At 44.5% G+C, this 26,376-nt stretch carries 26 protein-coding genes and 1 pseudogene; 4 read left to right on the top strand and 23 right to left on the bottom strand.

The window, feature by feature from the left end; translation table 11 throughout:
* The 14 genes and pseudogenes from ACY2VW_RS10355 to ACY2VW_RS10290 all read right to left on the bottom strand — a co-directional run.
* Positions 1-173, bottom strand: a pseudogene (locus tag ACY2VW_RS10355) (group II intron reverse transcriptase/maturase); the annotation flags it as partial.
* A 109-nt stretch (positions 174-282) separates the two neighbouring features.
* The gene (locus ACY2VW_RS10350) at positions 283-456 is read right to left on the bottom strand and encodes a cysteine-rich KTR domain-containing protein (protein WP_461878014.1); all 174 of its coding nucleotides are present in this window, start codon (positions 454-456) and stop codon (positions 283-285) included.
* A 173-nt stretch (positions 457-629) separates the two neighbouring features.
* A complete protein-coding gene (locus ACY2VW_RS10345) occupies positions 630-1,832 on the bottom strand; it encodes an amidohydrolase family protein (RefSeq protein WP_461878013.1) in 1,203 nt (400 codons plus the stop codon).
* A gap of 85 nt (positions 1,833-1,917) precedes the next feature.
* Positions 1,918-2,457, bottom strand: coding sequence for a flavodoxin family protein BilS (gene bilS / locus ACY2VW_RS10340; protein ID WP_461878012.1), 540 nt, complete (start codon positions 2,455-2,457; stop codon positions 1,918-1,920).
* 84 nt (positions 2,458-2,541) lie between these two features.
* Complete coding sequence (locus ACY2VW_RS10335) at positions 2,542-2,964, bottom strand: PPC domain-containing DNA-binding protein (protein WP_461878011.1); 423 nt, start codon at positions 2,962-2,964, stop codon at positions 2,542-2,544.
* A 140-nt stretch (positions 2,965-3,104) separates the two neighbouring features.
* Positions 3,105-3,677, bottom strand: a complete 573-nt coding sequence (locus ACY2VW_RS10330; RefSeq protein ID WP_461878010.1) for a DUF6553 family protein — start codon at positions 3,675-3,677, stop codon at positions 3,105-3,107.
* Positions 3,678-3,722: 45 nt separating this feature from the next.
* Positions 3,723-4,772, bottom strand: a complete 1,050-nt coding sequence (locus ACY2VW_RS10325; protein ID WP_461878009.1) for a galactose ABC transporter substrate-binding protein — start codon at positions 4,770-4,772, stop codon at positions 3,723-3,725.
* A 13-nt stretch (positions 4,773-4,785) separates the two neighbouring features.
* Complete coding sequence (locus ACY2VW_RS10320) at positions 4,786-5,736, bottom strand: substrate-binding domain-containing protein (protein WP_461878008.1); 951 nt, start codon at positions 5,734-5,736, stop codon at positions 4,786-4,788.
* Positions 5,733-7,568, bottom strand: a complete 1,836-nt coding sequence (locus tag ACY2VW_RS10315; RefSeq protein ID WP_461878007.1) for a cache domain-containing sensor histidine kinase — start codon at positions 7,566-7,568, stop codon at positions 5,733-5,735. Before ACY2VW_RS10315 ends, ACY2VW_RS10320 begins: the two co-directional genes overlap by 4 nt.
* A complete protein-coding gene (locus ACY2VW_RS10310) occupies positions 7,565-9,190 on the bottom strand; it encodes a response regulator (protein WP_461878006.1) in 1,626 nt (541 codons plus the stop codon). The genes ACY2VW_RS10315 and ACY2VW_RS10310 overlap by 4 nt, the downstream gene beginning before the upstream one ends.
* Positions 9,191-9,521: 331 nt before the next feature.
* Positions 9,522-11,174, bottom strand: coding sequence for a galactose/methyl galactoside ABC transporter permease MglC (locus ACY2VW_RS10305; protein ID WP_461878005.1), 1,653 nt, complete (start codon positions 11,172-11,174; stop codon positions 9,522-9,524).
* 17 nt (positions 11,175-11,191) lie between these two features.
* The gene (locus tag ACY2VW_RS10300; protein WP_173829163.1) at positions 11,192-12,700 is read right to left on the bottom strand and encodes a sugar ABC transporter ATP-binding protein; all 1,509 of its coding nucleotides are present in this window, start codon (positions 12,698-12,700) and stop codon (positions 11,192-11,194) included.
* A 148-nt stretch (positions 12,701-12,848) separates the two neighbouring features.
* Positions 12,849-14,153 carry a substrate-binding domain-containing protein gene (locus tag ACY2VW_RS10295; RefSeq protein WP_461878004.1) on the bottom strand — a complete coding sequence of 435 codons (1,305 nt, stop codon included), beginning with the start codon at positions 14,151-14,153 and terminating at the stop codon, positions 12,849-12,851.
* A 198-nt stretch (positions 14,154-14,351) separates the two neighbouring features.
* Entirely contained in the window at positions 14,352-15,713 is a 1,362-nt protein-coding gene (locus ACY2VW_RS10290; protein WP_461878003.1) for an MATE family efflux transporter, read from the bottom strand.
* Between the two features lie 275 nt (positions 15,714-15,988).
* Here ACY2VW_RS10290 and ACY2VW_RS10285 point away from each other — a divergent pair, with 275 nt between their 5' ends.
* Both ACY2VW_RS10285 and ACY2VW_RS10280 read left to right on the top strand, forming a co-directional pair.
* Positions 15,989-16,306, top strand: coding sequence for a PadR family transcriptional regulator (locus ACY2VW_RS10285; protein ID WP_461875080.1), 318 nt, complete (start codon positions 15,989-15,991; stop codon positions 16,304-16,306).
* The gene (locus tag ACY2VW_RS10280; protein WP_461875081.1) at positions 16,303-16,836 is read left to right on the top strand and encodes a DUF2812 domain-containing protein; all 534 of its coding nucleotides are present in this window, start codon (positions 16,303-16,305) and stop codon (positions 16,834-16,836) included. Before ACY2VW_RS10285 ends, ACY2VW_RS10280 begins: the two co-directional genes overlap by 4 nt.
* 368 nt (positions 16,837-17,204) lie before the next feature.
* Here ACY2VW_RS10280 and ACY2VW_RS10275 read toward each other — a convergent pair whose 3' ends face one another.
* From ACY2VW_RS10275 to ACY2VW_RS10265, 3 genes are all read right to left on the bottom strand, one after another.
* A complete protein-coding gene (locus ACY2VW_RS10275; RefSeq protein WP_461878002.1) occupies positions 17,205-18,146 on the bottom strand; it encodes a TlpA disulfide reductase family protein in 942 nt (313 codons plus the stop codon).
* 204 nt (positions 18,147-18,350) lie between these two features.
* Positions 18,351-19,250 carry a 4Fe-4S binding protein gene (locus ACY2VW_RS10270; protein ID WP_461878001.1) on the bottom strand — a complete coding sequence of 300 codons (900 nt, stop codon included), beginning with the start codon at positions 19,248-19,250 and terminating at the stop codon, positions 18,351-18,353.
* Positions 19,243-19,386, bottom strand: a complete 144-nt coding sequence (locus ACY2VW_RS10265; protein ID WP_055218540.1) for a CD1871A family CXXC motif-containing protein — start codon at positions 19,384-19,386, stop codon at positions 19,243-19,245. The genes ACY2VW_RS10270 and ACY2VW_RS10265 overlap by 8 nt, the downstream gene beginning before the upstream one ends.
* Positions 19,387-19,519: 133 nt before the next feature.
* On the opposite strand from ACY2VW_RS10265, the gene ACY2VW_RS10260 reads away from it, so the two are divergent.
* Both ACY2VW_RS10260 and ACY2VW_RS10255 read left to right on the top strand, forming a co-directional pair.
* A complete protein-coding gene (locus ACY2VW_RS10260) occupies positions 19,520-20,167 on the top strand; it encodes a response regulator transcription factor (protein ID WP_461878015.1) in 648 nt (215 codons plus the stop codon).
* Entirely contained in the window at positions 20,164-21,336 is a 1,173-nt protein-coding gene (locus ACY2VW_RS10255; RefSeq protein ID WP_461878000.1) for a sensor histidine kinase, read from the top strand. Before ACY2VW_RS10260 ends, ACY2VW_RS10255 begins: the two co-directional genes overlap by 4 nt.
* Positions 21,337-21,670: 334 nt before the next feature.
* Here the strand turns inward: ACY2VW_RS10255 and ACY2VW_RS10250 are convergent, their stop codons facing one another.
* From ACY2VW_RS10250 to ACY2VW_RS10225, 6 genes are all read right to left on the bottom strand, one after another.
* The gene (locus ACY2VW_RS10250; protein WP_461877999.1) at positions 21,671-23,140 is read right to left on the bottom strand and encodes a PTS transporter subunit EIIC; all 1,470 of its coding nucleotides are present in this window, start codon (positions 23,138-23,140) and stop codon (positions 21,671-21,673) included.
* A gap of 210 nt (positions 23,141-23,350) precedes the next feature.
* Positions 23,351-23,830 carry a PTS sugar transporter subunit IIA gene (locus ACY2VW_RS10245; protein WP_461877998.1) on the bottom strand — a complete coding sequence of 160 codons (480 nt, stop codon included), beginning with the start codon at positions 23,828-23,830 and terminating at the stop codon, positions 23,351-23,353.
* Between the two features lie 459 nt (positions 23,831-24,289).
* A complete protein-coding gene (locus ACY2VW_RS10240; RefSeq protein WP_461877997.1) occupies positions 24,290-24,697 on the bottom strand; it encodes a transposase in 408 nt (135 codons plus the stop codon).
* Between the two features lie 125 nt (positions 24,698-24,822).
* The gene (locus ACY2VW_RS10235) at positions 24,823-25,143 is read right to left on the bottom strand and encodes a helix-turn-helix domain-containing protein (RefSeq protein WP_461877996.1); all 321 of its coding nucleotides are present in this window, start codon (positions 25,141-25,143) and stop codon (positions 24,823-24,825) included.
* Between the two features lie 179 nt (positions 25,144-25,322).
* Positions 25,323-25,841, bottom strand: a complete 519-nt coding sequence (locus ACY2VW_RS10230; RefSeq protein WP_461877995.1) for a dTDP-4-dehydrorhamnose 3,5-epimerase family protein — start codon at positions 25,839-25,841, stop codon at positions 25,323-25,325.
* A gap of 252 nt (positions 25,842-26,093) precedes the next feature.
* Positions 26,094-26,376: response regulator (locus ACY2VW_RS10225; protein ID WP_461877994.1), on the bottom strand; the 283-nt coding region annotated here is incomplete at its 5' end.

Raw genomic sequence — 26,376 nt, 5'->3', positions numbered from 1 at the left:
ACCGGTTCTATAGCAATCTTTGCTGCCATTTGTACAATCCGGTCTCTTACTGTCGGTATCCCAAGTGGTCTTTCACTTCCATCTGGTTTTGGTATCATCACTCTTTTCACTGGAGATGGGATATACTTTCCCTCTATCAGTTCTTTTTTGAGTTCTTTTAGATATTTCTCGATAGGAAATTGCCGTCTTACATGATGCTTCACTAACATTCTATTGTATATGAAGAAAACGCAGAGTCAATCCTCTTTTCTTTTGGGATCAGCTCTGCGTCTTAGCGTCTGGCTACTTACAATTTTTAATTTTCATGTTTTGGACTTCTATCAGGAAATTTTCCTTACACTTCGGACAAAATAGCGGAAAGTTTTTTAATACCGTATCTTTCCTGATCTGTGTTCTTGTTTTTGCACCGCACTTCGGACATAATACGAAAACACTCTCATTTTTATATTCCGTCATAACACTCCTTCTTCGTATTACATTCTGCCTGCATCGAACCGAATCATGAACCGTATCCCACTGGTCCCAATGATGATCGGAATCAAAAGCTTGCGAAGATCCGTGTTACTGTATAAGTGAGTTTGTTTTGTTGTAGTTTTCATCGTTTTTTCCATGATTCATTTTTTCAGACATCATCCGTATATTTTTTCCGCATTGTTGAACAGAATCTTGCCAATGATGTCCTTTGCGTTATTGACTGAAAGATATCCGTCCTCTATTTTTTCACTCAGAACCCTGCACAGGGAAAATCGAAACGCAAGGAGCGAACCATAGCTTTCTTCTACTGTCCATGTATCGCATCCCCAGCAGATTTTATCGATCTCGGCCATCTCAATCAACTGATGCAATACCCGTTTGCAAGCTGTGTAGGACAAAATCGGAAGCCAGGTCAGATCCGGATACAGATTCGGATATCCGCCCACCACGGAAAAGAGATCGTCCACCCACGGGAAGCCACAATGCAGCAGCACAAATTTCGTTTTTGGATTGTCCCGTATTACATTATTTAATTGCAGTATATTCGTATCGATCACCTGCCCCATTCCGGTATGGCATTGCAATGGGAGCGACACTTCCGCTGCAATTTCACAGATTTTCCAGAACAGGTAGTCCTGAAAGCATCGGATATCCTCCGGCGTTATATCCGACTCTTTTAACCGGAAAACCCGTTCTGCCTGCTCCGGCGTCACTTTTTCGAAATGAATGCTGCGTTCATAGGCGAGTGCTATTTTTAAAGCCACACAGCCCTCTTTCTTTTTCTGTACAATCCACTTTCTGACCCATTCCACATAGTCCTGCAAATTATCCGGCAGCTCGCCGAATTGTTCTTCCAGCGATACACCATCATGATTGCGAAGTCCCTTTTGATAGCCCAAAAAGAACAGATCCAGCCGAAAAGCAGGCGTAAACAGTTCCGGTCTTCCATTGTCAGAACCCGGATTCCAGTAGGTATCTACGATTATGTTCTGATACTTACACTTATTTTTTAACACATCCAAGTAAAAGTATGGATTTTGATGTGCTTTCCGGATCTCTTCTGAAATCCGATCCCAGTTTTGGGCTGTAATCGGCTCCGATATTCCATACAGTTCCCCGATTGCTTTTTGAAGCCAGACAAAATAAGATTTGTATCGCACCTTTTCCAGGTACGCGGATCTGCTTTCCGCCGTTGTCCCCGGAGTGATCTGCTGCCATTGCAGATAGGTATGACCGATCAGCTTATCCAGATTAAAATCCTGCATCGCCTGCTCCGGCAGATGATGGGAATGCGTATTCCATATTTTATGATCGGATATGTAACTCATCAGCTCCTGCTCGACCTGATTTACTGTCATGATAACGTCCTTCTTCCATACACACCGACTCAATTTTTGTCAGGAAATCATATTCGTCCGAAAAAACCGTTCTGCGAATTCCATATTACGGATTATATTGTGCTTCTGCCATAGATTGCCCGCATTCGCAAACTGACTTTTTCAGTCTTTCCAAATCTTCCTTGTCCGGGTGTGACAAAGCACGGTCAAAATTCTGAATCAGCAGATCAAGATTCGCCGGATGCTCCGGGTTTTCTTTCATCTTCGCATACCGTTCACGCACAGACTGCGGCATCTTTCCCTGACACATATACTCCCCGATGACCGTATTGCTTGCATCAATCGACTGTTTGACTTGTCCGAGAATCTTTTCAAAATAGGCATCACTTCCGCCAAAACCAGCTGTTCCAAACAGAAAAATCTTTTTATTTTTTAATTTCGACAGCAATTCTAATGTCTTTTGGTCTGCATTCCCTTTGTCCGTCCAAAATCCGATATAGCATACGTCGGATTGCGGTACCTGCGAATCGTTCGTGCCAAAATAATCACATTTGTCCTTCGGCAACGTTTCATAAATTGCATCAGCCAGCTTCTTTGTATTACCTGTTAAGCTGCAAAACAGGATCGAATAATGTTCTTTTCTCATAGCCCATACACCTCCAGTTCAGGCACTAATGTGGGAAATCCAATTTTCCTCAATAATACGTTTCTCGCTATTTCCTGTCAAGCTTCAATCAAACTGAAAGATATTAAGTCCGGTTTCTTCATCATGAACTCTGTCCACTCTTCCGTCAATTACCGTGATGACCAGCTCACAGGTTGCACTGACAATGGCTCTGTTCAGATGTCCTCCAAACACCTCGCCCTTCTGATTTCCGGCACTCATATGAAGATGTGCATAATATTCTCCATCCATTGTATTGATTGTACCTGTCAGTGATGTAATTTCATAATACCCCTGGAAGCTGTTTGAATAATATTTCTTTTCGTCTGTCTTATATACTCCGACTGTGAAGTCGTTGATCGCTCCAAGAGCCTGGATACTGGCAAGCTTTATATTTTCCTTTATGGCAATTACCTTCAGCTGCTCCAATATTTCCTCATCTTTGTCCATCCTTGCTACTATAACATTGTCAAATTTTCTGTATTCCATTTTATTCTCCTTTCTCTTTCCGCCTGCCACTGTTCAGACATTTTCTGCTGCTCATTGTATGGCAGATTCTGGCTTCTGGCGTTTGACGCTCCCCGCAACCACAACAGTGGATTCCTGTTTCTCCCACTCTTGCAATAACCTCAATATTTATTCAGGAAATGCTCCCTGTTCGGGTACTCCTGCCGATATGCCCGGAGGGCGGCTTCCCGGAGCAGGGTAAATTCTTTTTCCATGCGGAGCAGGTGAGGCGCCTTAAAGGCGATCACACTGATCTGTTCGGCGATTTTTTTTGCGATTCCTTCTTCGGATAATTGTCCCATGCCGAAGACCATAGAGGTAAATCCTCTTCCTCCTCTGCTGACCTGAATAAATTTCAGGAATACATTGTACAGTTCATCCGCAAGAATCTTCTGATATCCCTCCTCTGACTGCATGGCTTCTGCCAGGCACAATGTGGAGAGAATCCGGGCTCCCATCTTTTTTCTGTCGCCTCCCAGATCCAGAGAAGTTCCTTCCGCCAGATACTTCAGTTCCATCAGGCATTTGACAAATTCATCCTTCTGGAGCCTGCGCTGCCCGTACCGGGCCGTCCAGAGCCGGGCCCGGTATTCTTCTGCCCACGCTTCCTCCTCTCCGATATGTGCTTTTAAGATCTGCTGCCGTTTCGCCGGATCTGTCTCCTGATAAAAATCTTTGGTCCATGTATGTTCCATCTGTTTTTTCCTCATTCTTTCTGCCTGCAAACGCAGTCTTCCTGCTTACATTCCGGAATGGGAACTTACCTCTTCTGCGTTCAGGTATTCATTGATATTGCTGCTGTCTACTTTCTGATATTCCGAAAAATAGTACCGTCCTTCTTTCAGGCTTTCCTGGTCAAATTCCTCTCCCTCGAACAGCTCCACTGCCATTTTCGCCATTTCCTTTGCCTGGTCTACTCTGTCATTGAGGATGCTGCCCTGCATTTCTCCTGCCTTTACGGCTTCCAGAGCCTCTTCCAGACCATCAATTCCGAAAATCACCGGCCAGTCTTCCCGGACATAGCCTGCTTTCCGATACGCTTCCACAGCCCCCAGTGCCATCTCATCGTTGTTGGATATGACAAGCTCGATTTCTTTTCCGTACTGGCTGATCAGACGGTTCATGCGGTTCTCCGCCTGTCCCCGGTTCCAGTCCGCTAACTGATAACTTAGCTTTTCCAGTATAACATCATTTTTCATCAGTGTCTTTACGGAATATTCCGTTCTGCTGATAGCATCCTGATGACCTGCTTCTCCTTCCAGAAGCACGTACTGAATCTTTCCGTCCTGATTTTTATCGACTTCCGGATGGCTGTTGATGTATTCTGCTGCGATCTCGCCCTGCATAATCCCGGACTGTTCTGCATCACAGCCCACATAATACAGCTTTTCCCACTGCATCAGGTCTTCCCTTACCGGTTCCCTGTTAAAAAAGATCACCGGAATATCTTCGTTTCTTGCCATTCGGATGATCCGGGACGGAGCTGTCCGGTCCACAAGATTGATACAGAGCACATCACAGCCTGCATCGATCATTTCTTCTACCTTTTCGTTCTGTTCCTGCTGATCGTCGTTTCCGCTTTTTGTCGATACGATAATCCTTCGTTCTTTGTTTTCCATGGCTTTCAGCTGCGCCTTCAGTTCATCCGTCAGTCCATTGATAAAAGGATCATCCTGCGTGTAGGTTATCACTCCGACCCGCAGGGTTTTCTCTGTCTGGTCCGACTTGCCGGAACACCCCGACAGCACAAGCACCGCACTCCCTATCGTGGCAGATAATGATACTGCCACCCTTCTTTTCTTTTTATTCATAGGAATATAAAAACCTTTCTAAATCTTCGTTCATAGAGAAATTTTCCTTGCCAAGTACCTGATATTCGGTTATATATCCTTGCATTTTATAAGACCTATGCTCGATCCTTTTGGTTATTTCTTCCACACTTTTATAGCCGATTTCATATCCGTCCGGCACAGCCAGCCCCTGAATGTTTCCGTTATCCAGAAGCGCAATCGTCTTCAGACTGTAACCCACTCCATAGAGCTCTGCCCCCTTATATGTTCCGTTTTCTGCCTGCTCTCCAAATTCTTCCAGGATTCCTGCATCCAGGATGACAAGAACATCCACTTTTGTTTCCTTCTTCATCCGCTCCACAATATCCTGTTCTTTTCTCCGGTAAATACACCAGCTGATCTTGCTTTCGCTGCCTTCCAGCGCCTCGTTCAATCCACCAATCTCCGCCTGTACAGCCTCGGACATTTTCCAGTCGGCGATAATTCCGATCTTCTGCTTTTTTATTTTCAGCTGTTCTCCCAGCCACCTTCCGATCTCCCGGTAATCCGGCTGGATCGTGGGACTGGCAGTTTCCCCTTCTTTTACCGCCAGACCATCTGCAATCAGCAGATAGGGTTTCTTTCCACACTCTTTTTTCAGCATATTTTCCGTCTCATGACCGGGTGCCGGATATATGATAAAGCCATCAATATCGTTGTCCTTCTGTTCCCTGATAAATTCTCTTTCCGCCTCCGGCCCGTCGATCTCTTCCGTGTTACAGATAATCATATGGACGTGGTTCTCTGCCGCAGCCTGCTTCATTCCCTTGATCAGGGCATCCCAGCGTTTGTCACCGGACTCCGGAAGAATCACGGCAATCCGGGGCTCTGCTACGTTCTGATCGAAAATTTTCCATACAAAGAATACTGCCAGCAGCAGCAAAAGAAACTCAATTATAAGAAATTTCATTCTGTTCTTTTTCATCCGCCCGGTCTCCTCTGTACGTATTTTTGTAATTCCAATGCTTCTGCGTTTTCCGGTGTATATGGGACTGCCGGAATACGGATCGTAACCCTTGTTCCTTCGTCCGGCTCACTTTCTATGGAAAGTCCGTATTCCTCTCCAAACATCAGTTGGATTCTGGAATGCACATTGATCACACCCACGCCGGAGCCATGCTTCGGAACCTTGCTGTTATCCGTCAGAATATTTTCCAGAACCTCTTCCCGCATACCCATCCCATTATCTTCAATCGTAATCAGGATGTCATCGTCTTTCTTTTTCCCGCTGACGATGATCATACCATCATCATCCTCATCCATATTGCCGACACCATAATAGATGGCATTTTCCAGGATAGGCTGGATCACCAGCTTTACGATGCAGTAGTTTTCAATCTCTTCCTCAATCCGGAATTCTGTTTTAAACCGCTCTTTGTACCGGGCCAGCTGGATATTCATATAGCTTCTGCTGTGCTGCAGCTCATCCTGAATGGGAATGATGGTCTTACCGCGGGACAGGCTGACACGAAGTAATTTTGCCAGTTCAGAAATCATACGAACCGCTGCTTCATTTTCCTGGGCTTCCACCATCCACGTGATGGATTCCAGTGTATTATACAGAAAATGGGGGTTGATCTGGCTTTGCAGGGCATCCAGTTCACTTTTTCTTCGTTCATTTTGCTGCCGGATGATCTCGTCCATCAGTTTTTCGATCTGTTCATAGGACTTCTGCACAGAATGTCCCAGATGGCGGATCTCCGAGGAGCCGCCGATATAGATATCCGGTTTTCCTCCTGCCTCGTGGGCCTTGACGGAAGCGTCCAGTTCCCGGATCGGCTTGGATATCTTCCGGGATACCAGCTGGTTTCCCTCCAAAAGCATGACCAGAAGGACCAGAATGGTAGCAAATACATAGTAACGGAAGTTTTTATAGTTTGCTGCCTGCACGCTCTCCGGCACAACACCGATCATCTTCCAGCCTGTGTAGGCCACGCTGCCGACGATCACGGTCTCGTTCTGAGCGTTAGAACGGATCTCGTAGGTTCCGTCCTCGTATTTTGCCGCTTCCAGACTGTTTTCTTCAAATAACCCGCGATTTAATTCCGTTCCACGGGGATGATAGATCATCTCTCCGTCCTGACTGGTCAGATAATAGTAGATTCCGCCGGAACAGTCATTGATCTGTTTCATCACGTCCCTGATCACAGAATATTTCATATCCAGCAAAAGAATACCGGTTTCCGGTGTCTCTCCCTTGTTGACATCTACATACCTGCTCAGGGAAACGACCCATTGGTACCGATAGGATCCATCCTCAAACAGCTCCTGGATATGCGGTGTGGAAAAGTGTATATTTTCAATGGCATCTTCCGCATTTTTGTACCACTCCTGCGTGGGCACCTTCACATTTTTCTTTTCTGCCGCCACCGGCTCCGATGCGATCAGATTTCCTTTCGGGTCATACAAAGCCAGGCTCTGAATCTTATCGGAATTGGTCTCATAGAGCAGACTGAACTGCTCCGAGAATTCCCGGCTGGATATATCAAACTGCTGGACTACGTTGTAGTTTGCCCCGTTCAGGATCTGACGGATATCCAGCAGATCTGCATTTAACCGGTCTACGGTAGCCTCCACGGTAGCTTCCGTGTTGTCTACCGCTGTTTTTTCCAGAGCCAGCTTGAATCGATGGTAAAGCAGCAATCCCATTACAATGATCGTAACCAGTGAAATCGCCATAAGGACAGACAGGATGATCGACTGTATGTTAAATACGATATTCTTCCGGGAATCCGGCTTTCTTTTTCTGTCTTTCATGTATCTTCCCTTTCACCTGTTCCCTCTTTCCCGGAAGCTCTGTATTTGGAAGGGGACACACCGAATTTCTTTTTGAATACATAGCTGAAGTAGTTCGCATCCTGATATCCTACTTTTTCTGCGATCTTGTAGCTCTTTTCATCGGTGTTCAGCACCATTTCTTCTGCCCTGTCCATTCGGTAATCGGTAAGATAGGAGACAAAGGACTGACCGGTCTCCTTTTTAAAAATGGACGAAAAGTAAGAATTGGACACCCCTAGATCTGCGCACACGTCATCCAGGGAGAGCGTCGGTTCCATATATCTGTCTTTTACGATATTCTGTGCATCGGTAATCATCCGTCTGGAGGTACTGTTTCTGGTACTTCTCAGTTTTTCACTGATGGCCATAGACATATTGATGATCCAGTTTGTCATAGAGTTTTCATCTAACTGAGTCACTCTTTCGTAAAGATTCTGTACATTTCCGGAAATTTCGTTGAAATCCATGGAATTATTGGCACAGAATTTGAAAAATCCACTGACGATCTCCATGGTAGCCAGATTGTACTGGCTGATGGTGGCTGCATTCTTATGGAGCTTTTCGGTCTCTTTGATGGCTTCTTTCCGGATTTTCTCCTGATCCCCTACATGAATGGCACGAAACAGCTCCTGCATCCTTGTTTCTTCTAAGGGAACCGCCTTTTTTGACTCTTTGGGAACGATCTCTGCGATATTGATGGCCCGTTTCGTTCCGTACAGGACACGGTAGGACACTGCCTCTCTGGCTCCCTCGTAGGAAATGCTGATATCGTACAGATTGTTGCAGACGGTTCCGATCCCTGCGGTAACCGCCGCTCCCATAATCCTCCATGCCCAGCGGCAGAACCGGTCACACTTGTCCGTCAGTTGAGCTATTTCATCTTCCGAGTGGAGTTCCATGATCAGAATCGTATTACCCATATAGATGAATTCTTGGCAATTACAGTTCTCCATCAGCCGCTGTTTGATCTCACGTTCCACGGACATGGATAACAATAAGGGATTCATGCCCTCTGGCACATCATTTTCCGAAGTGTGAAAAATCATGCAGCAAAACAAAGGCCCCTTCATATCCACCCGATAGTCCAAAAGGAATCGTTCATAGTCCTCTTCCCTGACCCTTCCCTCAATCAGGGAAATGAAGAAATTGGACTGCAGCTTCGGTAATACCTCCTGGAAATAGTCTTCCAGTTTTTTTACATTTAACTTTTCTTCCCGTTCCCTGTCCAGTGTGGCTTTCAGCTTCATCAGGCTTTCTGACAGCTCGGTGGCGCTGATGGGTTTCAGCATATATTCCTTAATTTCCAGATGAACGGCCTCTTTTGCATATTCAAATTCGTCAAAACCGGTGCAAAGCATAATGTAAATATTGGGATAGTCCTGATTCAGTTTTCTTGCCAGTTCCAGTCCATCCATATAAGGCATTTTAATGTCCGTCAGTACCACATCCGGCTGAAGCTTTTCCACCAGCTCCAGAGCCTTCACACCGTTGGTGGCACTTCCCACTACGTCAAATCCCAGATCATTCCAACGGATCTTTTTTTTCATAACGTCGATGACCTCTACTTCATCATCGACAAGAATCACTTTATATTGTTCCATCCTTATCCTCCTGTTTTGCGGAGCATATTATTGTTCCTTTATTATAGCAGAAGATTGCTCTCTGCTGAATGAATAGTTATAAAAATTTTGTGCCAAAACAGAATAAAAGACCGCCCTGGTCATCCATCGGACGACCGGACTGTCTTATATTCTATCTGTTTATGAGTATTTATAGCAATCCCCGAAAATAATGCAAAAAATTCAGCACCGCAGAGCGTGAATTACTGCGTCACAGATTTTCGTCGTACCCCGGTACGCCTTCAAATCTGTTCCTTGCAATTCGCGCTCTGCAGCACTGCCTTTTTTGCATTATTTTCGGATCTTGCTATAATTATTTTTTCTGTACATATTTCAGACAGTCAAGTGTTACGGCTGCCAGGATGATGATACCTTCGAAGATGAACTGAAGGTTGGTATCAATACCCAGAATCGTCAGGGCATATGTCAGGGAGGTAAAGATCAGTACACCGGTTACAACTCCGGAGATCTTACCGATACCACCGGTAAAGGATACACCACCAACTACGCAGGCTGCGATGGCATCCATATCCCATCCCTGTCCGTAAGCTGCACTACCGGAACCAACCATACGGTTGCATTCCAGCCAGGAACCGAAGCCATACAGGATACCTGCCAGCATAAATGCTCCCATCGTTACTTTGAATACAGAGATACCGGATACTGCTGCCGCTTCCGGATTTCCACCTACCGCATACAGGTTTTTACCAAATGTTGTTTTGTTCCAGATAAACCATACAATGGCAACTGCTGCAACAGCCCACAGAATGATGGTCGGGAATTTTCCGATCTGCGGAATGAATGTATTCGGGATGGCAGAATCAATCGCACCGAAGGATACACCCTTGGTCGCATAGGTAACCAGGCCGAAGATGATCAGCATGTTCGCCATGGTAGAGATAAACGGATGCATTTTGAATCTTGCCATGAAAAATCCGGCAAGCATGGCAAATACTGTTGTAAAGATCACACACATTAACAGTGCAAACAGTGCTTTCGCTGTAGCAGGCATAGCGGAGAAGTCAAATACATGTCCGAATACGGCACCTGTATTGATTCCGTTATGCATGATGATGGTTGCTGTAACCATACCCATACCAACCATACGTCCTACAGAAAGGTCGGTACCTGTTAACAGGATCAGGCCGGCAACACCAAGTGCAAGGAACATACGCGGGGATGCCTGCTGTAAAATATTCAGGATGTTGGTAACTGTCAGCAGCTGTGTATTTTTGACGATTGGTGTGATGATACACAGTGCGATGAAAATCAGAATAATTACGATATACAGACCGTTTTTGTACAGGAACTGAGATAAATCAAAGGTATATCTGTAATTCTCCAGTTTCTGTATTCTCTGCTGCGGGAATGTGAATTTGGATGCTCTCAGCAGGTCGATCAGATGATATTTATGCATGAATGCTTCATGTCTTCTGTCCTTGATCTCCTGGAGCTTCGATTCGTGAGCCATCTGTGCATCAAACAATTTGTTTTTGAGCACATATTTCTCAGCCTTGATCTCTTCTGCTTCCTTCAGGGAAGCAATCTTTTTCTGATGCTCGCTCTTCAGATCTGCTTTAACCTTCTCGTATCTGCTGTTTTCTTCTGCTTTTGCAGCTTTGCAGCTTTTGTTTACTACATCGTAATAATCCTTTTTGTAATGCGCAGCCAGATAGCCTTCTGCGTCTGCGATCAGCTTTTTGATTTCTTCTTTGTTGTCTGCTTCTACTTTTTTTGCATTTTCCAGCTCTTTTTTGCTGTTTTCAATAATCTTATCTCTCTGTGCTGCGGATAAGTTCTTGTTTTCTTTTGCGATCACGATCTGTTTTTTCAGATCGCTCACTTTATCAAAGCCGTCTACGCGTAATGCATCGATTTTTTTCTGGATTTCTTCCACATATTCATCGATCGGCTTCAAAAGCTTTGCTTCTTCTTCCGATGAAATAATAACGCTGTTTTCTGCCATTTCCAATTTTCCTCCTGTTACAGGTATTTAGCACTGAGTCTCAATAATTCTTCCTGGTTTGTTTCTTTGGTATTTACAATTCCGGCCAGACGTCCGTTAGACATAACACCGATTCGATTGGTAATACCAAGAATCTCCGGCATCTCGGAAGAAACAACGATAATTGTTTTTCCCTGTTTCGCCATATTGATGATCAGTTCATAGATTTCATATTTTGCTCCAACATCGATTCCTCGTGTCGGATCATCCATCATGAATACGCTCGGTGAACGCTCCAGCCATTTACCAAAGATGACCTTCTGCTGATTACCACCGGAAAGGTTGGCGATCATATCATCCGGTCCCATACATTTTGTATGCATGATCTTGATTTCTTCCGCTGTTGCACGCACCATCTTGTCATGCGACAATGCGATTCCGCTCTTATAATGCTTCATATTCGCAATGGTAGTATTGAATGTAATATCGCCCTTCAGGAACAGACCATTGGCTTTTCTTTCCTCTGTAATCAGAGCAAATCCGTGATCCATGGCATCCTTCGGGGAGGAGAAGTTCAGTACTTTTCCGTCATATACAATATTTCCTTCTGCTCTTGTACGAATTCCGAAGATGGTCTCCAGAAGTTCGGTACGACCGGCACCGACCAGACCATAGAATCCGAAGATTTCTCCTTTTTTGATATCAAAAGAGATGTTCTGCAGTTTCGGTGCATATTTTGTTGATATATTCTGTACGGAGAGAATGGTTTCTCCCGGTGTGTTGTCTACAGGCGGAAATCTGTTGTCCAGAGAACGTCCAACCATGGCGGCGATCAGTTCGTTCATATCCGTTTCTTTACTTGGCTTGGTCATGACCAGGCTTCCGTCTCGCAGTACGGATATTTCATCACAGATTTCAAATATTTCATCCATTTTATGTGAAATGTAAATCAGAGCAATTCCCTGAGCCTTCAGCTGACGCATCATCTTAAAGAGTTTTTCAACCTCCGGTGCAGTCAGGGATGATGTAGGTTCATCCAGTACAATGACTTTGGAATGATAGGAAATCGCTTTTGCGATCTCACACATCTGCCTCTGAGATACAGACATTTTCTTCATTGGCTGCGTCAGATCAACTGTAATTCCCAGTTTTCTGAACAGGTCTGATGTTTCTTTTTTCATTCTTCCTTCGTCGATCACCCCAACGGAATTCTTTGGGTATCTTCCAAGGAACATATTATCTACAACACTTCTTTCAAGACACTGGTTCAACTCCTGGTGTACCATTGCCACTCCGTTTTCCAGTGCATCCTTCGGACCGGAGAAATTCACTTCTTTTCCGTCCAGTACGATGGTTCCTTCATCTTTCTGATAGGTTCCAAAGAGGCATTTCATCATTGTCGATTTTCCGGCACCGTTTTCACCCATCAGTCCCATAATGGTTCCAGGTTTGACATTCATGCTGATATGTTTCAGAACCTTATTTCTACCGAATGATTTGCTCATGCCGTTAATCGATAAGATATATTTATTCTTATCATCTGTCATAGCTGCGCTTCCTTTTCTTAGTAAAGAAGGGTATCATTGCTGACACCCCTCTATAATTTCATTCATTTACGGTAACGATTCAGAGACCTCATCTCGATTTCGCATGGCTCCGAATCGTTACCATTTACACTTTTATTTTGTCTCTAAATTATTTGGAGAGAAGTGAGGTATATGCTGCTGCATTATCGGTCTTAACCATGTTAATTGCAAAAGCATCATACTCGCTCGGGTTTCCAAGACGGTTTGTGATATTGGACTCTGTCTGTCCGTCTCCACCGATGTAATCTACCTTCAGGTTCAGCAGATCATCATATTTCTCCAGCAGTGGCTGATAGGTAGAGCTCAGGAAGTTATCCGATGCGTTGTAGATATTCAGCCATACTTTTTTGGATGGGCTCTTGCTTTCATCCAGCTGTTTTGCAACTTTATCGTAAACCTTTGTGGAATCTGTGAAATCGTTGTAGTTATCAGCTGTTACAGCAATATTTAATGCGTAGTAAGATCTCTCTTCTTCGCTGTATCTGTAATCTTCACCCTCTGTCAGGCAGTTGCCGGCTTCATCTGCTGTACCGATACCGGTATTGATATCTACACCGTCCAGTGCGTTACGCAGAACTCTCAGTGTCAGGTAAGCCTGAACGTCTGCATGCTGAGAAATTGTTCCGCCGTATCCTTCAGCGATTGCTGCTACAGCATCGCTGTTTGCATCGTATCCGAAGGTAGGAACCTTGTTGTCTTTTGCCCATGCGTTGAACATTGACATTCCCATACCATCGTTATTGGAAACTACAACATCGATCTGATCACCGAAGGAAGCTGTCCATGTTCCAATCGCATTACCAGCTGTTGCAGCATCCCATGTTGCACCTGCTGAGTTTTTCATTTCCTGAGAGGCCAGCTCACGGATGGTATATGTTTTTCCGTCTACATCCAGAGTTGCATCCTGTACAACCTTTGCTTTTCCGTCTACGTTTGTTCCTGCCGGTGTAGAATCTACTCCGCCGTCTGCATCTACACCTGTTCCAAGTGCGGAACGAACACCACGTGTACGAGCGATAGAATCGTTATGTCCGATATCACCGATTGCCAGAACATATCCGATTACGCCGTCACCGTTTCTGTCGATCGTGTCTGCGTTTTTCTTGATGTAATCCAGAACCATCTGTCCCTGCAGTTCAGCACCCTGGTTTGCATCGAAACCTACATAATAAGTATTTCCGTTGAAGTTCAGAGCATCTTTGTCCAGTTCACCGGTCGCACTGCTGGATGGCTGACGGTTGAACCAGCACAGAGGTTTGTCTTTGTTTTCTACGCTTCCGCCCGTTGATGCCGTAGAATCTGTTGTTTCTGTTTTCTGGGTAGAATCTTTAGACTCTGATGTGGATCCTCCACAACCAGCCATGGATACTGCCATAGCCACTGCCATAATTGCTGCTAATGCTTTTCTTTTCATTTTTATTCCTCCCGTTTGGTGATTTTGCTAGATTCGCTTCGTTCCTAGCTGATGAATTCATTATAATCACAAGCGGCCTGAAAAAAAATAGAATATTTTTGGATTAGTTATTGAAATTTTTGGTTATTTCTTGTCGTAATTCTCCAAAATCCCAGGAAACATGCAAAAAAGCAGTCCCACAGAGCGCAAATTACTGCATCAGCTTTCTGACGTTTTAGCATCTTTATATTTCCGTATCAGAATCATATAGCTTATGATCAGTAAAACAGCCGCACTGCTCCATGCACAGATCTCGGCATAGTATATTCCCTCTTCGCCGATCCATTTCGGCAGCAGCAGCGCAACGCTGACACGCATCACAAATTCCGCAATGCCGCTGGCAAGCGGAATCAACGTATTGCCCAGCCCCTGGATCGCGGAACGATACACATGCAGCAAATACAGTATCCACAAAAAGACCGCCATGATAAACAAATACTTATATGCAATATCTAATACCTGTCGGATCTGCTCCGGTTCACCGGATACAAACAGAGACAGTATATTACGCCCAATCAGCACCATCATCCCGGAAATGAAAACAGAAGTGAGCACTGCCATATACGTACCGCTGCGCACACCTTTCCGGATTCTCTGATATTTCTTTGCGCCAAGATTCTGCCCTACATAAGTGGTAATCGCATATCCATAAGAAACCGCAGCCATCTCCAAAATTCCATACAGCTTATTCGTTGCCGTAAATCCGGCTACAAACAGAAAGCCAAAGCCATTGATCACATACTGCACCGTAAGTCCTCCCACAGAAATGATCACGTTCTGTATGGCAAGAGGAGCCCCCAGCTTCAAAAGCCGCAGACTCATAGACGGCTGCCTGTAAAAGTCCTCCTTTTTCAGGCGGATATCCCGGATTTTCCGCAGTACAAGCAAGCAGTACACGGCGGAAAATCCCTGTGCAATAACGGTCGCCACTGCTGCTCCGGCTACGCCCCAGCCCAAAACTGCCACAAACAACAAATCCAGTCCCACATTGATCACTGCTGCCACGGTCATTGCAATCAGCGGAGATCTGCTGTTTCCAAGTGCCCTTAAGATCGCCGCAAAAATATTATAGGCAGCTATAATCGGGACTCCCGCAAAAATCAGCCGCAAATATAGCATGGTCAGATCAATGACATTATCGGGTGTCTGCAAAAATAAAAGAACGTGATAAACTGCGCCTTCACTTACTGCAAGTACAATCACAGACAGTAAGGCGGTCATGATATAGCTTTTTGCCACCGCACATTTCAGATTTTCCTTTTCCCCTGCTCCATAGTACTGCGATACAAGAATCGAAAAGCCCTGTGTGATACCGGTCATAATCCCCAACACCAGCCAGACCAGCCAGTCCCCGGCACCCACTGCCGCCAACGCTTCCACGCCTACCACCTGGCCGACAATCATGGTGTCCGCCATCGTATAAAACTGCTGGAAAATATTGCCAAGCATCAGTGGTATGGCAAACGTTATGATCAGTTTTCCCGGGGATCCCACAGTCATATTCTTTTCATTTGTTCCCATAAGATAAGAATCTCCCTTCCTCTCTTTTCCCTCTTGTCCGCTATTTTACAGGGGACCCTTGCAAAACACAATTCTATTTTTTCACAAAGTTTTCCCGATATTTTTGGTGGCTATGACATCCGCTCCGGTGCCTGCTGCATTTTCAGAATTGCCTTAACCTCAGGGCATTTGTCAAGCGGATATTTGCAATCCGCTTCGCTGCTTGACAAATATATCGTGATGCGATATATTTAATATATCGAAGTACGATATATCAAGCAGCGAGGTAACTATTTATGGATGCACATATTAAAAAAGTATATGTTCCGATGACCGAGACAGGATTTTATATTTTATTATGCCTTCAAACACCGAACCATGGATATGGAATCGTACAAAAAGTAAAAGAATTGACCGATAATGAGGTGGTTCTTGGCCCGGGAACCATGTATGGAAGTCTTGCAAAAATGGAAAAAGACGGTCTGATCGAATTTGTGTTGGAAGAAGAAAAAAGAAAAATATATCAGATCACAGAGCTCGGAAAAGAAGTACTGGAACAGGAACTAAGAAGAATCAACCGATTGTACCATAATGCACAGGAGGCAGCGCTATGAGAGAGGTAAAAAGAGAGTTTCGTTGGTTTTCCATTACAGAGTATGAAAAAGAAGCAGAATATTTGAGACGCAGGCATAAGGAAGGATGGAAATTTAAAAAGGTGACCTTCCCCGGTATTTATACCTTTGAAAGATGCACTCCGCAGGATGTCGTCTATCAGCTGGATTACAATCCGGACGGGGTAAAGGAGCAAGAGGAATATATTCAGATGTTTGAAGATTGCGGCTGGGAATATCTGATGAATTTTGCAGGATATACCTATTTTCGCAAGCCCGCTGCATCGATGGAAAAAGAAGAAAATATCTTTTGCGATGATCAGTCCAGACTGGAACTGTTGAACAGGATTTTTCGAGGAAGAATCATACCTCTGATGCTGATCTTCGTGACGATGCTTTTAAATGGATTTTTGAATATGGACAATACGGCTATGACCATTTTTTTCGCCATACTGACGGGAATCTACGTCCTTGTATTTTTACAATTCGCAGTAAAGTATGTTTCATTTCGGAACAGGCTTGTTAAAAAATGAAATAGCGATTCAGAATCATCCGAAACAGAAGAATTGCTTAAAACAAGCAATATCGCAATCCAAATTCCTGCTTTGCTCTCATCTCCTGTTTTCTCATTTGTTGTACTTTCGTCTTGTAAATGTTCCTCATCTTCGGGTCGGTTCTCCTGCTCATTTCCAGAATTTCCTGTCACATATGCTTTTACGCTGGTTAGTCCGGAAATCGACAAGACTCTGACCATCTACTGTTTTCAGCCTGCCAGCGGATATTGTGCATGTGTATTGATTCCGTCTTAGTGTTCTGCTATTTAGCGTATGCGATTATAAAATTATTTTTCTGTAAACAAAAAACCACATTGGGGGCTGACCCCAATGTGGCAGTTCTCGTCTTACTTTGCGCTGTCTGCATCCAACACAGACTGGATCTGTTTCATCAGCGTATCATAATTCTCCTGGTTGTCGATTCCGCCAAGCATCGGTTCTCCCACAATATTTCCATTTCGATCGACTAAGATTGTGGTCGGAAATGCCATAATATCGGAAGCATACTTTCCTGCCGCGGAAGCAGAGTCAATGGAAAGATTGCGGTATTTCGCACCCTGGCTTTCGAGAACCGCTGCTGCTTCTTTGATCGCATCCTGATTTCCGTCGAAGGTTTCTGTGTTGATACCTACAACCTCGCCTCCCATGGATTTGATCGCATCGTTTAATTCGTTCAGCTTCGATAACTCAGCAACACAAGGCTTGCATCCGGTAAACCAGAAATTCACGACCGTTACCGCATTTTTGGAAAACAGACTTTCATCCACGGTATTGCCATCATAATCCTGGCCCGAGAAATCCCGGAACGGAGATGTCTCTTCGGAATCGTTTTTCGCATCGGTATCTTCCGATGCTGTATTGCTGTTTTCCAATTCCGCTATCTGTTCCTCGATTTTTCGTATCGTTTCAATATCATCCGTCAGTGTTTTCAGCTCGTCCTCAGAAAAAGAGTCCTTGTTGGCTTCAACCGTGTCTGCCAACAAATCCGCATAATTTCCGCTCGGATCAGCCGTGCTTTTATTCATCATGCCAAACACCTTGTTCCATACGTCCGCATGATCTGCAAAAATCTGGTTCTCCTGCTGATATAAATCATCCAGCTTCGTGCCGGAAGCCCCTGCCGTTTCTGTGCCGGATTCCGCAACAGATCCTGTGACAGCTTCTGTGCCGGATTCCGTCTGGGTCGTCTGCGTTTTCTTTGTGTCTGCAGCCTCTTTTCCGTTGCATGCGGTAAGTAATAATGCTACGCTGAGTGTAAAAACAGGAAGAAAAGTTTTTTTAGTTTTCATAAGTTATGGCTCCTTTTAAAAATAGTATTGTTTCAACTCACAGTCGGTATTTTCACGGAGTCTGACATGTCGAAAATAGTTCGACTGTGACTCACCTCATGTCAGTGGAGGATACCGATTTCTCTCCGCCCGCCACTGCCGTTATGTTTCTTCTAACAATTCATCCCACCGCTTTAGAAGCGGGGGACTTCTTGTCTACTGATGTTAAAATTTCTGATCTCCGGTGTCCTTTTCCTGACACATTTTTCCCATAAACTGGTAGTGGATCGCATCCTTCGGGCAGGCCTTGATACAGGCTCCGCACCGGATACATTCCGGATGATTTGGCGTCCGGCACACGTCGATATCCATTTTACATGCCCTGGAACACTGGTTGCATCCGACACATTTGCTGTTTTCAATCGTGATGTGTAAAAAACTTACCTTATTAAACAAGGAATAGATTGCCCCAAGAGGACAGATCCATTTGCAGAACGGTCTGTAAAACAAGATGCTGAGCACGACAACCGTAATCAGAATACCGAATTTAAATGAAAACAGCTTGCCCAGTGCAGACCGGATTGCGGCATTTCCGATGGAAAGCGGGATCGCCCCCTCCAGAACGCCCTGCGGACAAATATATTTGCAGAAGAACGGGTCGCCCATCCCGATCGAATTCGTTGCAAACATCGGCAGAAGAATCACGAAGACAACAAGGATGATATATTTCAGATACCGCAGCGGCTTCAGTCTGGCCGTGGAGAATTTCTTTCCGGGGATTTTATGAAGCAAATCCTGAAACCATCCAAACGGACACAAAAAGCCACAGATGAATCTTCCCAGTGTCACGCCGAGTAAAATCAGGAACCCGGTTATGTAGTAGGAAAACTTAAATTTGGATGATCCGACAACCGCCTGAAAGGCTCCGATGGGGCACGCTCCCGTCGCGGCAGGACAGGAATAACAGTTTAGTCCCGGTACACATACCGTTTTCGCTTTTCCCTGATATATTTTTCCCTGAAAAAAATTGGGAATATGAGGATTGGTAAGCAGTGTGGCTGCTGCCTGGATCCACCCGCGTATTCCGGCTATTTTCTTTGATCGTAACTTCTTTTTCTTATCCAATTCCGACACACTCCAGACATAATTTAATTGCTTTCCCAAGCACAGCGGCCGCTTCCCCTCTGACGGCGCCATAGCCCATCATCGCTATGCCTGTGATAACCAAAACAATTTGAGATATTTTTCTGCACTTCAAAATGTGATTGCTCCTTTGATTCTATTGATTGACCAGCTGACTCTGATATTATACAATAGAAGTTGTAAAATCATTGTTAAGAAACGGACGGGTGAAAAAAATTTTGAGATTATTAATCGTGGAAGATGAGAAACAAATGTGTGACACAGTTGCCAGAAGTCTGTACGCTGCCGGGTACGAGGTGGATACCTGTTACGATGGCGCGGAGGCTCTGGAATGCATCCTGGCAGAAAATTATGATCTGATTGTCCTGGATCTCAATCTGCCCGGCATGGACGGAATGGATCTTCTAAAAGAGCTCCGGAAGGAAAACGAAGAGACGAAGGTTCTGATCTTATCTGCAAGAGGACAGATTGCAGACAAAGTAGAAGGACTCGATGCCGGGGCAAATGACTATATGGAAAAGCCGTTCCATCTGCAGGAGCTGGAAGCGCGGATCCGCAGTCTGACAAGAAGAAAATTTGTGCAAAAGGATGTCTGCCTGGAAAGCGGCGGGATCAAATTCGATACCATCAAGCGGGAGGCCTATGCCAACGGAACCCTGGTTGCCCTGACAAGAAAAGAAAACGGAATTTTGGAATATCTGCTTCTTCACCTTGGCAGACCGGTAAGTCAGGAAGAATTGATCGAGCATGTCTGGGATGCCTCCGTGGACAGCTTCAGCGGATCCATCCGCGTCCATATGTCTTCGCTTCGACGAAAGCTCAGGGCAGTACTTGGATACGATCCGATTTTGAATAAAGTAGGCGAAGGATATCAAATACGAGAGGAGTCCGACCGATGAAAAAAATATCACTGCAGTGGAGACTTACCTGTATCATTACCCTGTATATTGCGGTCATCTGTGGATGTCTGACTCTGCTGGTCTACAAAAACGGGATTTATTATATCGATTCCCTGCAGGAGACCGTAGATTCCCGGGGCGATGATGCCGGAGATCAGGACGGAGACGGTGCCACAGACGGTTCCGATCAAATCTATATCAGCATTCCGGAGGACAAGTGGGATGAATTTGCCAGAGATTTCTCTGTTCAGGTATATAACAATAAAGCAGACTACAAAAGAAACAGTCTGATCCTTTCCGCCTTATTGGCCCTTCTTGGCGGCGTCGCTACCTATTTTATCAGTGGCCATGCACTTCGGCCCATTCATGAATTCTCTGAAAAGATTGAAGAAGTGCAGGCACAGAACCTGGCCGATTCGCGAATTGAAGAAAACAAAGTAAAAGAACTGGACCAGCTTCGCATTTCCTATAACAAGATGCTGGAACGCCTCGCAGATGCTTTTGAAATCCAGAGACAGTTTACGGCAAATGCAGCACACGAGCTTCGAACCCCATTGTCCGTCATGCAGGTACAGCTCGATTTATACCATTCCACCCCGCATCCGGGCAATGATGCCGACACCTTACAGACACTGAAAATGGTGACAGAGCAAAACGGCCGACTCAGCAAAATGGTCAAGACCCTGCTCGATATGAGCGAGCTCCAAACAGTAGGCCGGGATGAAACCATTGCCGTTGACGCTCTTGTCGATGAAGTATTGGTGGACCTGGAGCCGCTTGCACTGGAAAAGGAAATAAAACTGATCGGGAACTGTGAAGCTACCACGATGGTCGGAAGTGACATTTTGATTTACCGAATGGTATACAATCTTGTTGAAAATGCAATCAAATACAATCATTTCGGCGGACAGGTTACCGTAAACGCATACCGGAAGGGAAAAAGCATCTGCCTGTCCGTAGAAGATACCGGAAGCGGAATCCCGGCGGAATTAAAAGAACGCATATTTGAACCATTCTTCCGCGTAGATAAATCCAGAAGCCGCCAGCTTGGCGGAGTAGGCCTCGGGCTGGCCCTGGTTCATGAAATCGTGCGCGTCCATGACGGCAGAATAACCGTTCAGTCCAGCCCGTCCGGCGGAACGATCTTTGAGGTAGTCTTTACACAGTGACATCATCCTAAAAGCCGTCATCGAAGTCACTCTTCTTCCACGCCCTGCCTGCCAGTTCAAGCATGCTCTTTCAGACTTCTTACGAAAACGTGCAGAAGCTCTGGCGGGCAGTCCGGCATAATTTCAATCCGGATACTGTCAGAAAAAAATCGAGGATAACAGGTACAGATGATTACCTGCTTACAAATGTTCGGGAAGCTACTTACATTTGACAAACAACACAACAGCCTGGTTCCAGCTCTGCGAAAGGGCAGGAAAATAAGGAAAGCTTTGCACAATTAAAAGGAGCATATCGCATCAGCGATATGCTCCTTTTGGGTTACCAGGGTAAATATTATTCACAAAGTTTGGAGAAAGCGTCAGCTACAAACTGAACCTTTGTTCCAACGATAACCTGTACAGAAGTTTTGCCAGGTTTGATCACGCCTGCCACGCCGGCAGATTTGATTACTTTGTCATTCACTGCAGTGATATCTTTCACTTCCAGTCTCAGTCTTGTAACGCAGTTATCAATGCTTGTGATGTTTTCTTTTCCGCCGCAGCCTTCCAGAATTTTAGCTGCGATTGCGGTATAGTTATCACTTGCCAGTTCTACTTTTTTCTCTGCTTCGAGATCGTCGTCTTCTCTTCCAGGAGTCTTCAGATCCCATTTTTTGATAGCAAACAGGAATACGAAATAGAATACGAGGAATGCTGCGATTCCAAGCGGAATGATCAGCCATGTTTTCTGTGCTGCAGGCAGTGAGGATGAGAACAGGAGGTCCATAGCACCGGCAGAGAAGCTGAATCCTGCACGGAAGCCAAGAGCAACTGTGATCATAGTAAAGATACCATACAGTAATGCATAGATTACGTACAGAGCAGGAGCAAGGAACATAAATCCGAACTCAAAAGGTTCTGTAACGCCACAGATGAATGCACAAACTGCAGCAGAAGCTACCAGACCGATCGCAGCTTTTTTCTTTGCAGGTTTTGCACATCTCACCATAGCAAGTGCAGCACCAGGAATACCGAACATCATACATGGGAAGAATCCGGACATGTACATACCAAGGCTCCAGGTTACATCAGCAGATGTTTCACCAGCCCAGAAGTGCTTCAAGTCACCAAGACCGATCGTGTCAAACCAGAATACGTTGTTCAGAGCGTGATGTAATCCGGTCGGGATCAGCAGACGGTTCAGGAATGCATAGATACCGGCACCGACAACATCAAGGCTGACAATAGATTTACCAATTGCTACCAGAGCACCGAACAGTAATGGCCATACCAGTAACAGAACAGCGGATACAACGATAGAAACAACACCGGAAACAATTGCTACACAGCGTTTGCCGCTGAAGAAGGATAACCAGTCCGGAAGCTTGGTACCTTTGAAACGGTTATAGCAGGTAGATCCGATGATACCGGCCAGGATACCGATGAACGGGTTTTCGATCTTGTCAAAGGCCAGTGTCTTTGTAGCGCTCTCAGCGATGGACGGAATGAGGGTTGTAACAACTCCGGTAGAAAGAAGTGTTGTGATCATCAGCCAGGATGCCAGAGCTGCGATTCCGCCGGTACCGTCATTCTTTTCTGACATACCGACACCAACGCCGATTGCAAAGAGGAGTGCCATGTTGTCGATCAGAGCTGATCCTGCTTTTACGAGAAACAGACCGATCAGGTTTGCTGCGCCCGAGATATCGCCGCCCTGCATCGTTGCCGGACACAACCGGTATCCAATACCCATCAGGATACCGCAGATCGGCAGTACTGCTACGGGAAGCATGAGGGCTTTCCCTAGTTTCTGAAGAAATTTCATATATTTCTCCCTCCTTAAAAGATAATTTATATAACTGGATACCTCCAATTAGATACGTGAATTTACCGAATCCATCCAATACACTTACAAAAACAAGTGCAGAAAAGACATTGAGAGTGCATTTCATAAAAGCAAGTGAGAAAAGACGTCAAGCGTACATTTCATAAAAGAAGAGGATGAAGATTCATCTGACGAAACATCAGAAAATCATCAGGAAATACTGAGAACGGCTTCGTCTAAGGAAACTTCGCCCGCTTTTTTCAGGCTGATTTTCTCGTAATCATCGGTATTACAGATCAGTACCGGAGTGACTGTGTTCAATCCGGCCCCGGTGATCTTGTCCAGATCGACGTCCATCAGAAGATCCCCTTTTTTGACCTGATCACCGGCTGCAACGTGTGCGGTAAACGGTGCGCCTTTTAATGTAACCGTATCCAGTCCGATGTGGATCAGAATTTCGGTTCCGGAGCTGCTTGTGAGCGTGATGGCATGAAGGGTGTCAAATACCATGGCTATTTCACCGTCTGTCGGTGCATAAATTTTTCCTTCCGACGGAATTACTGCGAATCCGTCCCCCAGGATTTTTTCGGAAAAGGTAGGATCCGGGACTTCGGAAAGCGGAACTACTTTTCCTTTGCAAGGTGCGTAAAGAACATTTTCTTTGCTCTTTCCTTTTAGAAAATGAAACATAAGATTACGATCTCCTTTCGAAAATAAGGTGTGATGTTTTTTTTGATATAGATCCGATATCATCTGTAATTACGTTGAGTGATTTTTTTGACGAAAAAATTCGGTATTTTACCCTTTGAACCGTTTTTCTCTGCCTGAAGAGTCAGCAAAATGCCATTAAAAAGGGAAATAGAGAATTTGTCAAAAATAAAATTGTATAATTTTACACGAACACCTCAATAGATTATATACATAATAACCGATTCTGGCGGGTTTGTAAATACTTTTTCAAATATTTATAACAAAAGAATTTACTTTCAAAAAAGAAAAATCGGCAATTCGACTAATTAATGCATTAGTGTGGTAAAATGACTAGCATTGGGTCGAGTAGACGCACCCCTTACGGTCGTGCGCCCCTCACAGATCCGGACGTGCGGCTTTTCCGCATCCGGCTCTTTGCGAAACGAATTGTTCACGTTATCATTCATATACACTGACATAGATCCGAGGTCTTACCAGCGGATAGCTGTTATCCAGCATATTCAGAAATCCTATCCAGTTATAGCTTTTCTTCTGGCTTCTCCGATTTAAACAGTAAAACAGGCTTTTCATAACATTATATCGTAAGCGCTTAATTCTTGGGTAACCATGTCCTTTATAAAAATATCTGTGGTTATAGTACATTGCATATTTTCCGGCAAGGCTCTTCATAAACTTTCCGATCTCAATTGTCTGCGTTTCTGCAAGCAGATGAAAATGATTTGTCATCAGGCAGTATGCATGTATCATGCACTTTTTCTGCTCAGATTCTTTCCTTAATATCTCAAGAAATACCTGATAATCAAATTCATCCTGAAAAATTTCCTGTCTCCGTATTCCACTTTCCATCAGATGATAGGTTGCTCCTGGGAACCATGTTCGTAATTTTCTTGCTATCTTTTTGTCTCCTTTTATATTTCACACTATCATTTATGATACTTATTTTAAAAGGGAAACAAAACTGCTTCCCTTTTCTACTCTTCTGTTCCCTCACACAATTTTACTTCAATGTGCATCCCCAATGCTGAAGCGTATTTTTGCAGTACAACCAGGGTTGGAACTCTTTTTCCACTCTCGAGCCGCGCCAGATTCGGTGCAAGAATTCCCGTCATATCCGCCAGATCCTGCTGCGTCAGCCCCTGTCTACGTCTCTCTTCTACAAGATCTTCTATCACTTTGGACGATTTCTCTAAGGTAATCTTTTGTATCGCTTCCGCATATGCCTCTAATCGCTTCGCACGAACTTCTTTTTCCCTTTGGTAATCCGTTTTATTCGTTTCAATATCGTAATCCATATATTTTTCCTCTCGCATATATTGCATGGATTATATCACAAATGATAGGATTTTTAAAGACTTCTTGGAAATTTTATATTTTCTTTACAAATAATCTTTAGACTCATAATTCCAATTCTGAAAAATCAAATTTCAAATCGTAATGGGTTCTGACCCAATGCTTCCGTAAAACCGCACAATTATTTTACCATCAATTTTTTCACTTCTTTTAGCTGAATCGCATTTCGATCCTTCTCTGATACAATGTACTCCCCCGCAGGCCACGGCTCATCTTCCCAGACAAAATCCGAATCATATCGAACAGCCTTAGCTGCCTCGCCGCAAAAGTCATTATCTACACACCACTGCATCAGGGTATCATCCTCCAGTGTCAGGTATCCATGTGCAAAGCCTCTTGGAATTAGCATCTGTTTTCGATTTTCGAAAGACAGTACCGTACTGTATGCATGACCGAAATTCTCTCCCGGCCGCAGGTCCACAGCAACATTGAAAATCGAACCGTGCAGACAGGATACCAGCTTTGCCTGTGCGTGTTCCCCTTCCTGAAAATGCAATCCCCGCAGCGTGAATGCTTTCTTACTGTAGCCTTGGTTAATCTGTTTGATCCTAAAGTCTACTGACTTGTCGTATGGTACAGCAAGATATCCACGAAAATCTTCAAATACCGGAACTGTAACTATTATTGGTTTTGTGTTCATAATATAGTCCTCCTTTTATTTTTTACACTATCATTTGTGATACTTGCTTTATAAGGGAAGCAAAATTGCTTCCCGCTGTATAACTTTCGCCTGGAAGCTGGTTCATTCAATTTTTCAAATCATATGATGATATCATTAAAATCCAAAGTAGATTTTTATCATCCCCAGAAAGAAAAGATGTACTGGATAAAACAAATAATTTACAATGCTAATTCCTTAAGCATGTTTTCAGGATCATCTGCCGCCTTGACTTTATTGTTTAATGTATTTAGCGATTGTATCGGTTACTTCCTCCATGTTAATCGGCTTGGAAATATGGTCATTCATGCCTGAATCCAGGGATTCCTGAATATCATCTATAAAAGCATTTGCAGACAAAGCTATAATTGGAATCGTGACCGCATCGGCGCGCTCTATACCCAGGGCTCGGATGGCTTTCGTTGCTTGGTGTCCATCCATGTTTGGCATCATAATGTCCATCAAAATAAGATTGTATGTGCCCCGTGGATGGTTTTTAAACAAATTCACGACTTCT

It is taken from the genome of Fusicatenibacter sp., from assembly GCF_977045365.1.
The sequence above is the reverse complement of the archived record's forward strand: the minus strand, read 5'-3'. Positions and strand labels throughout refer to the sequence as shown.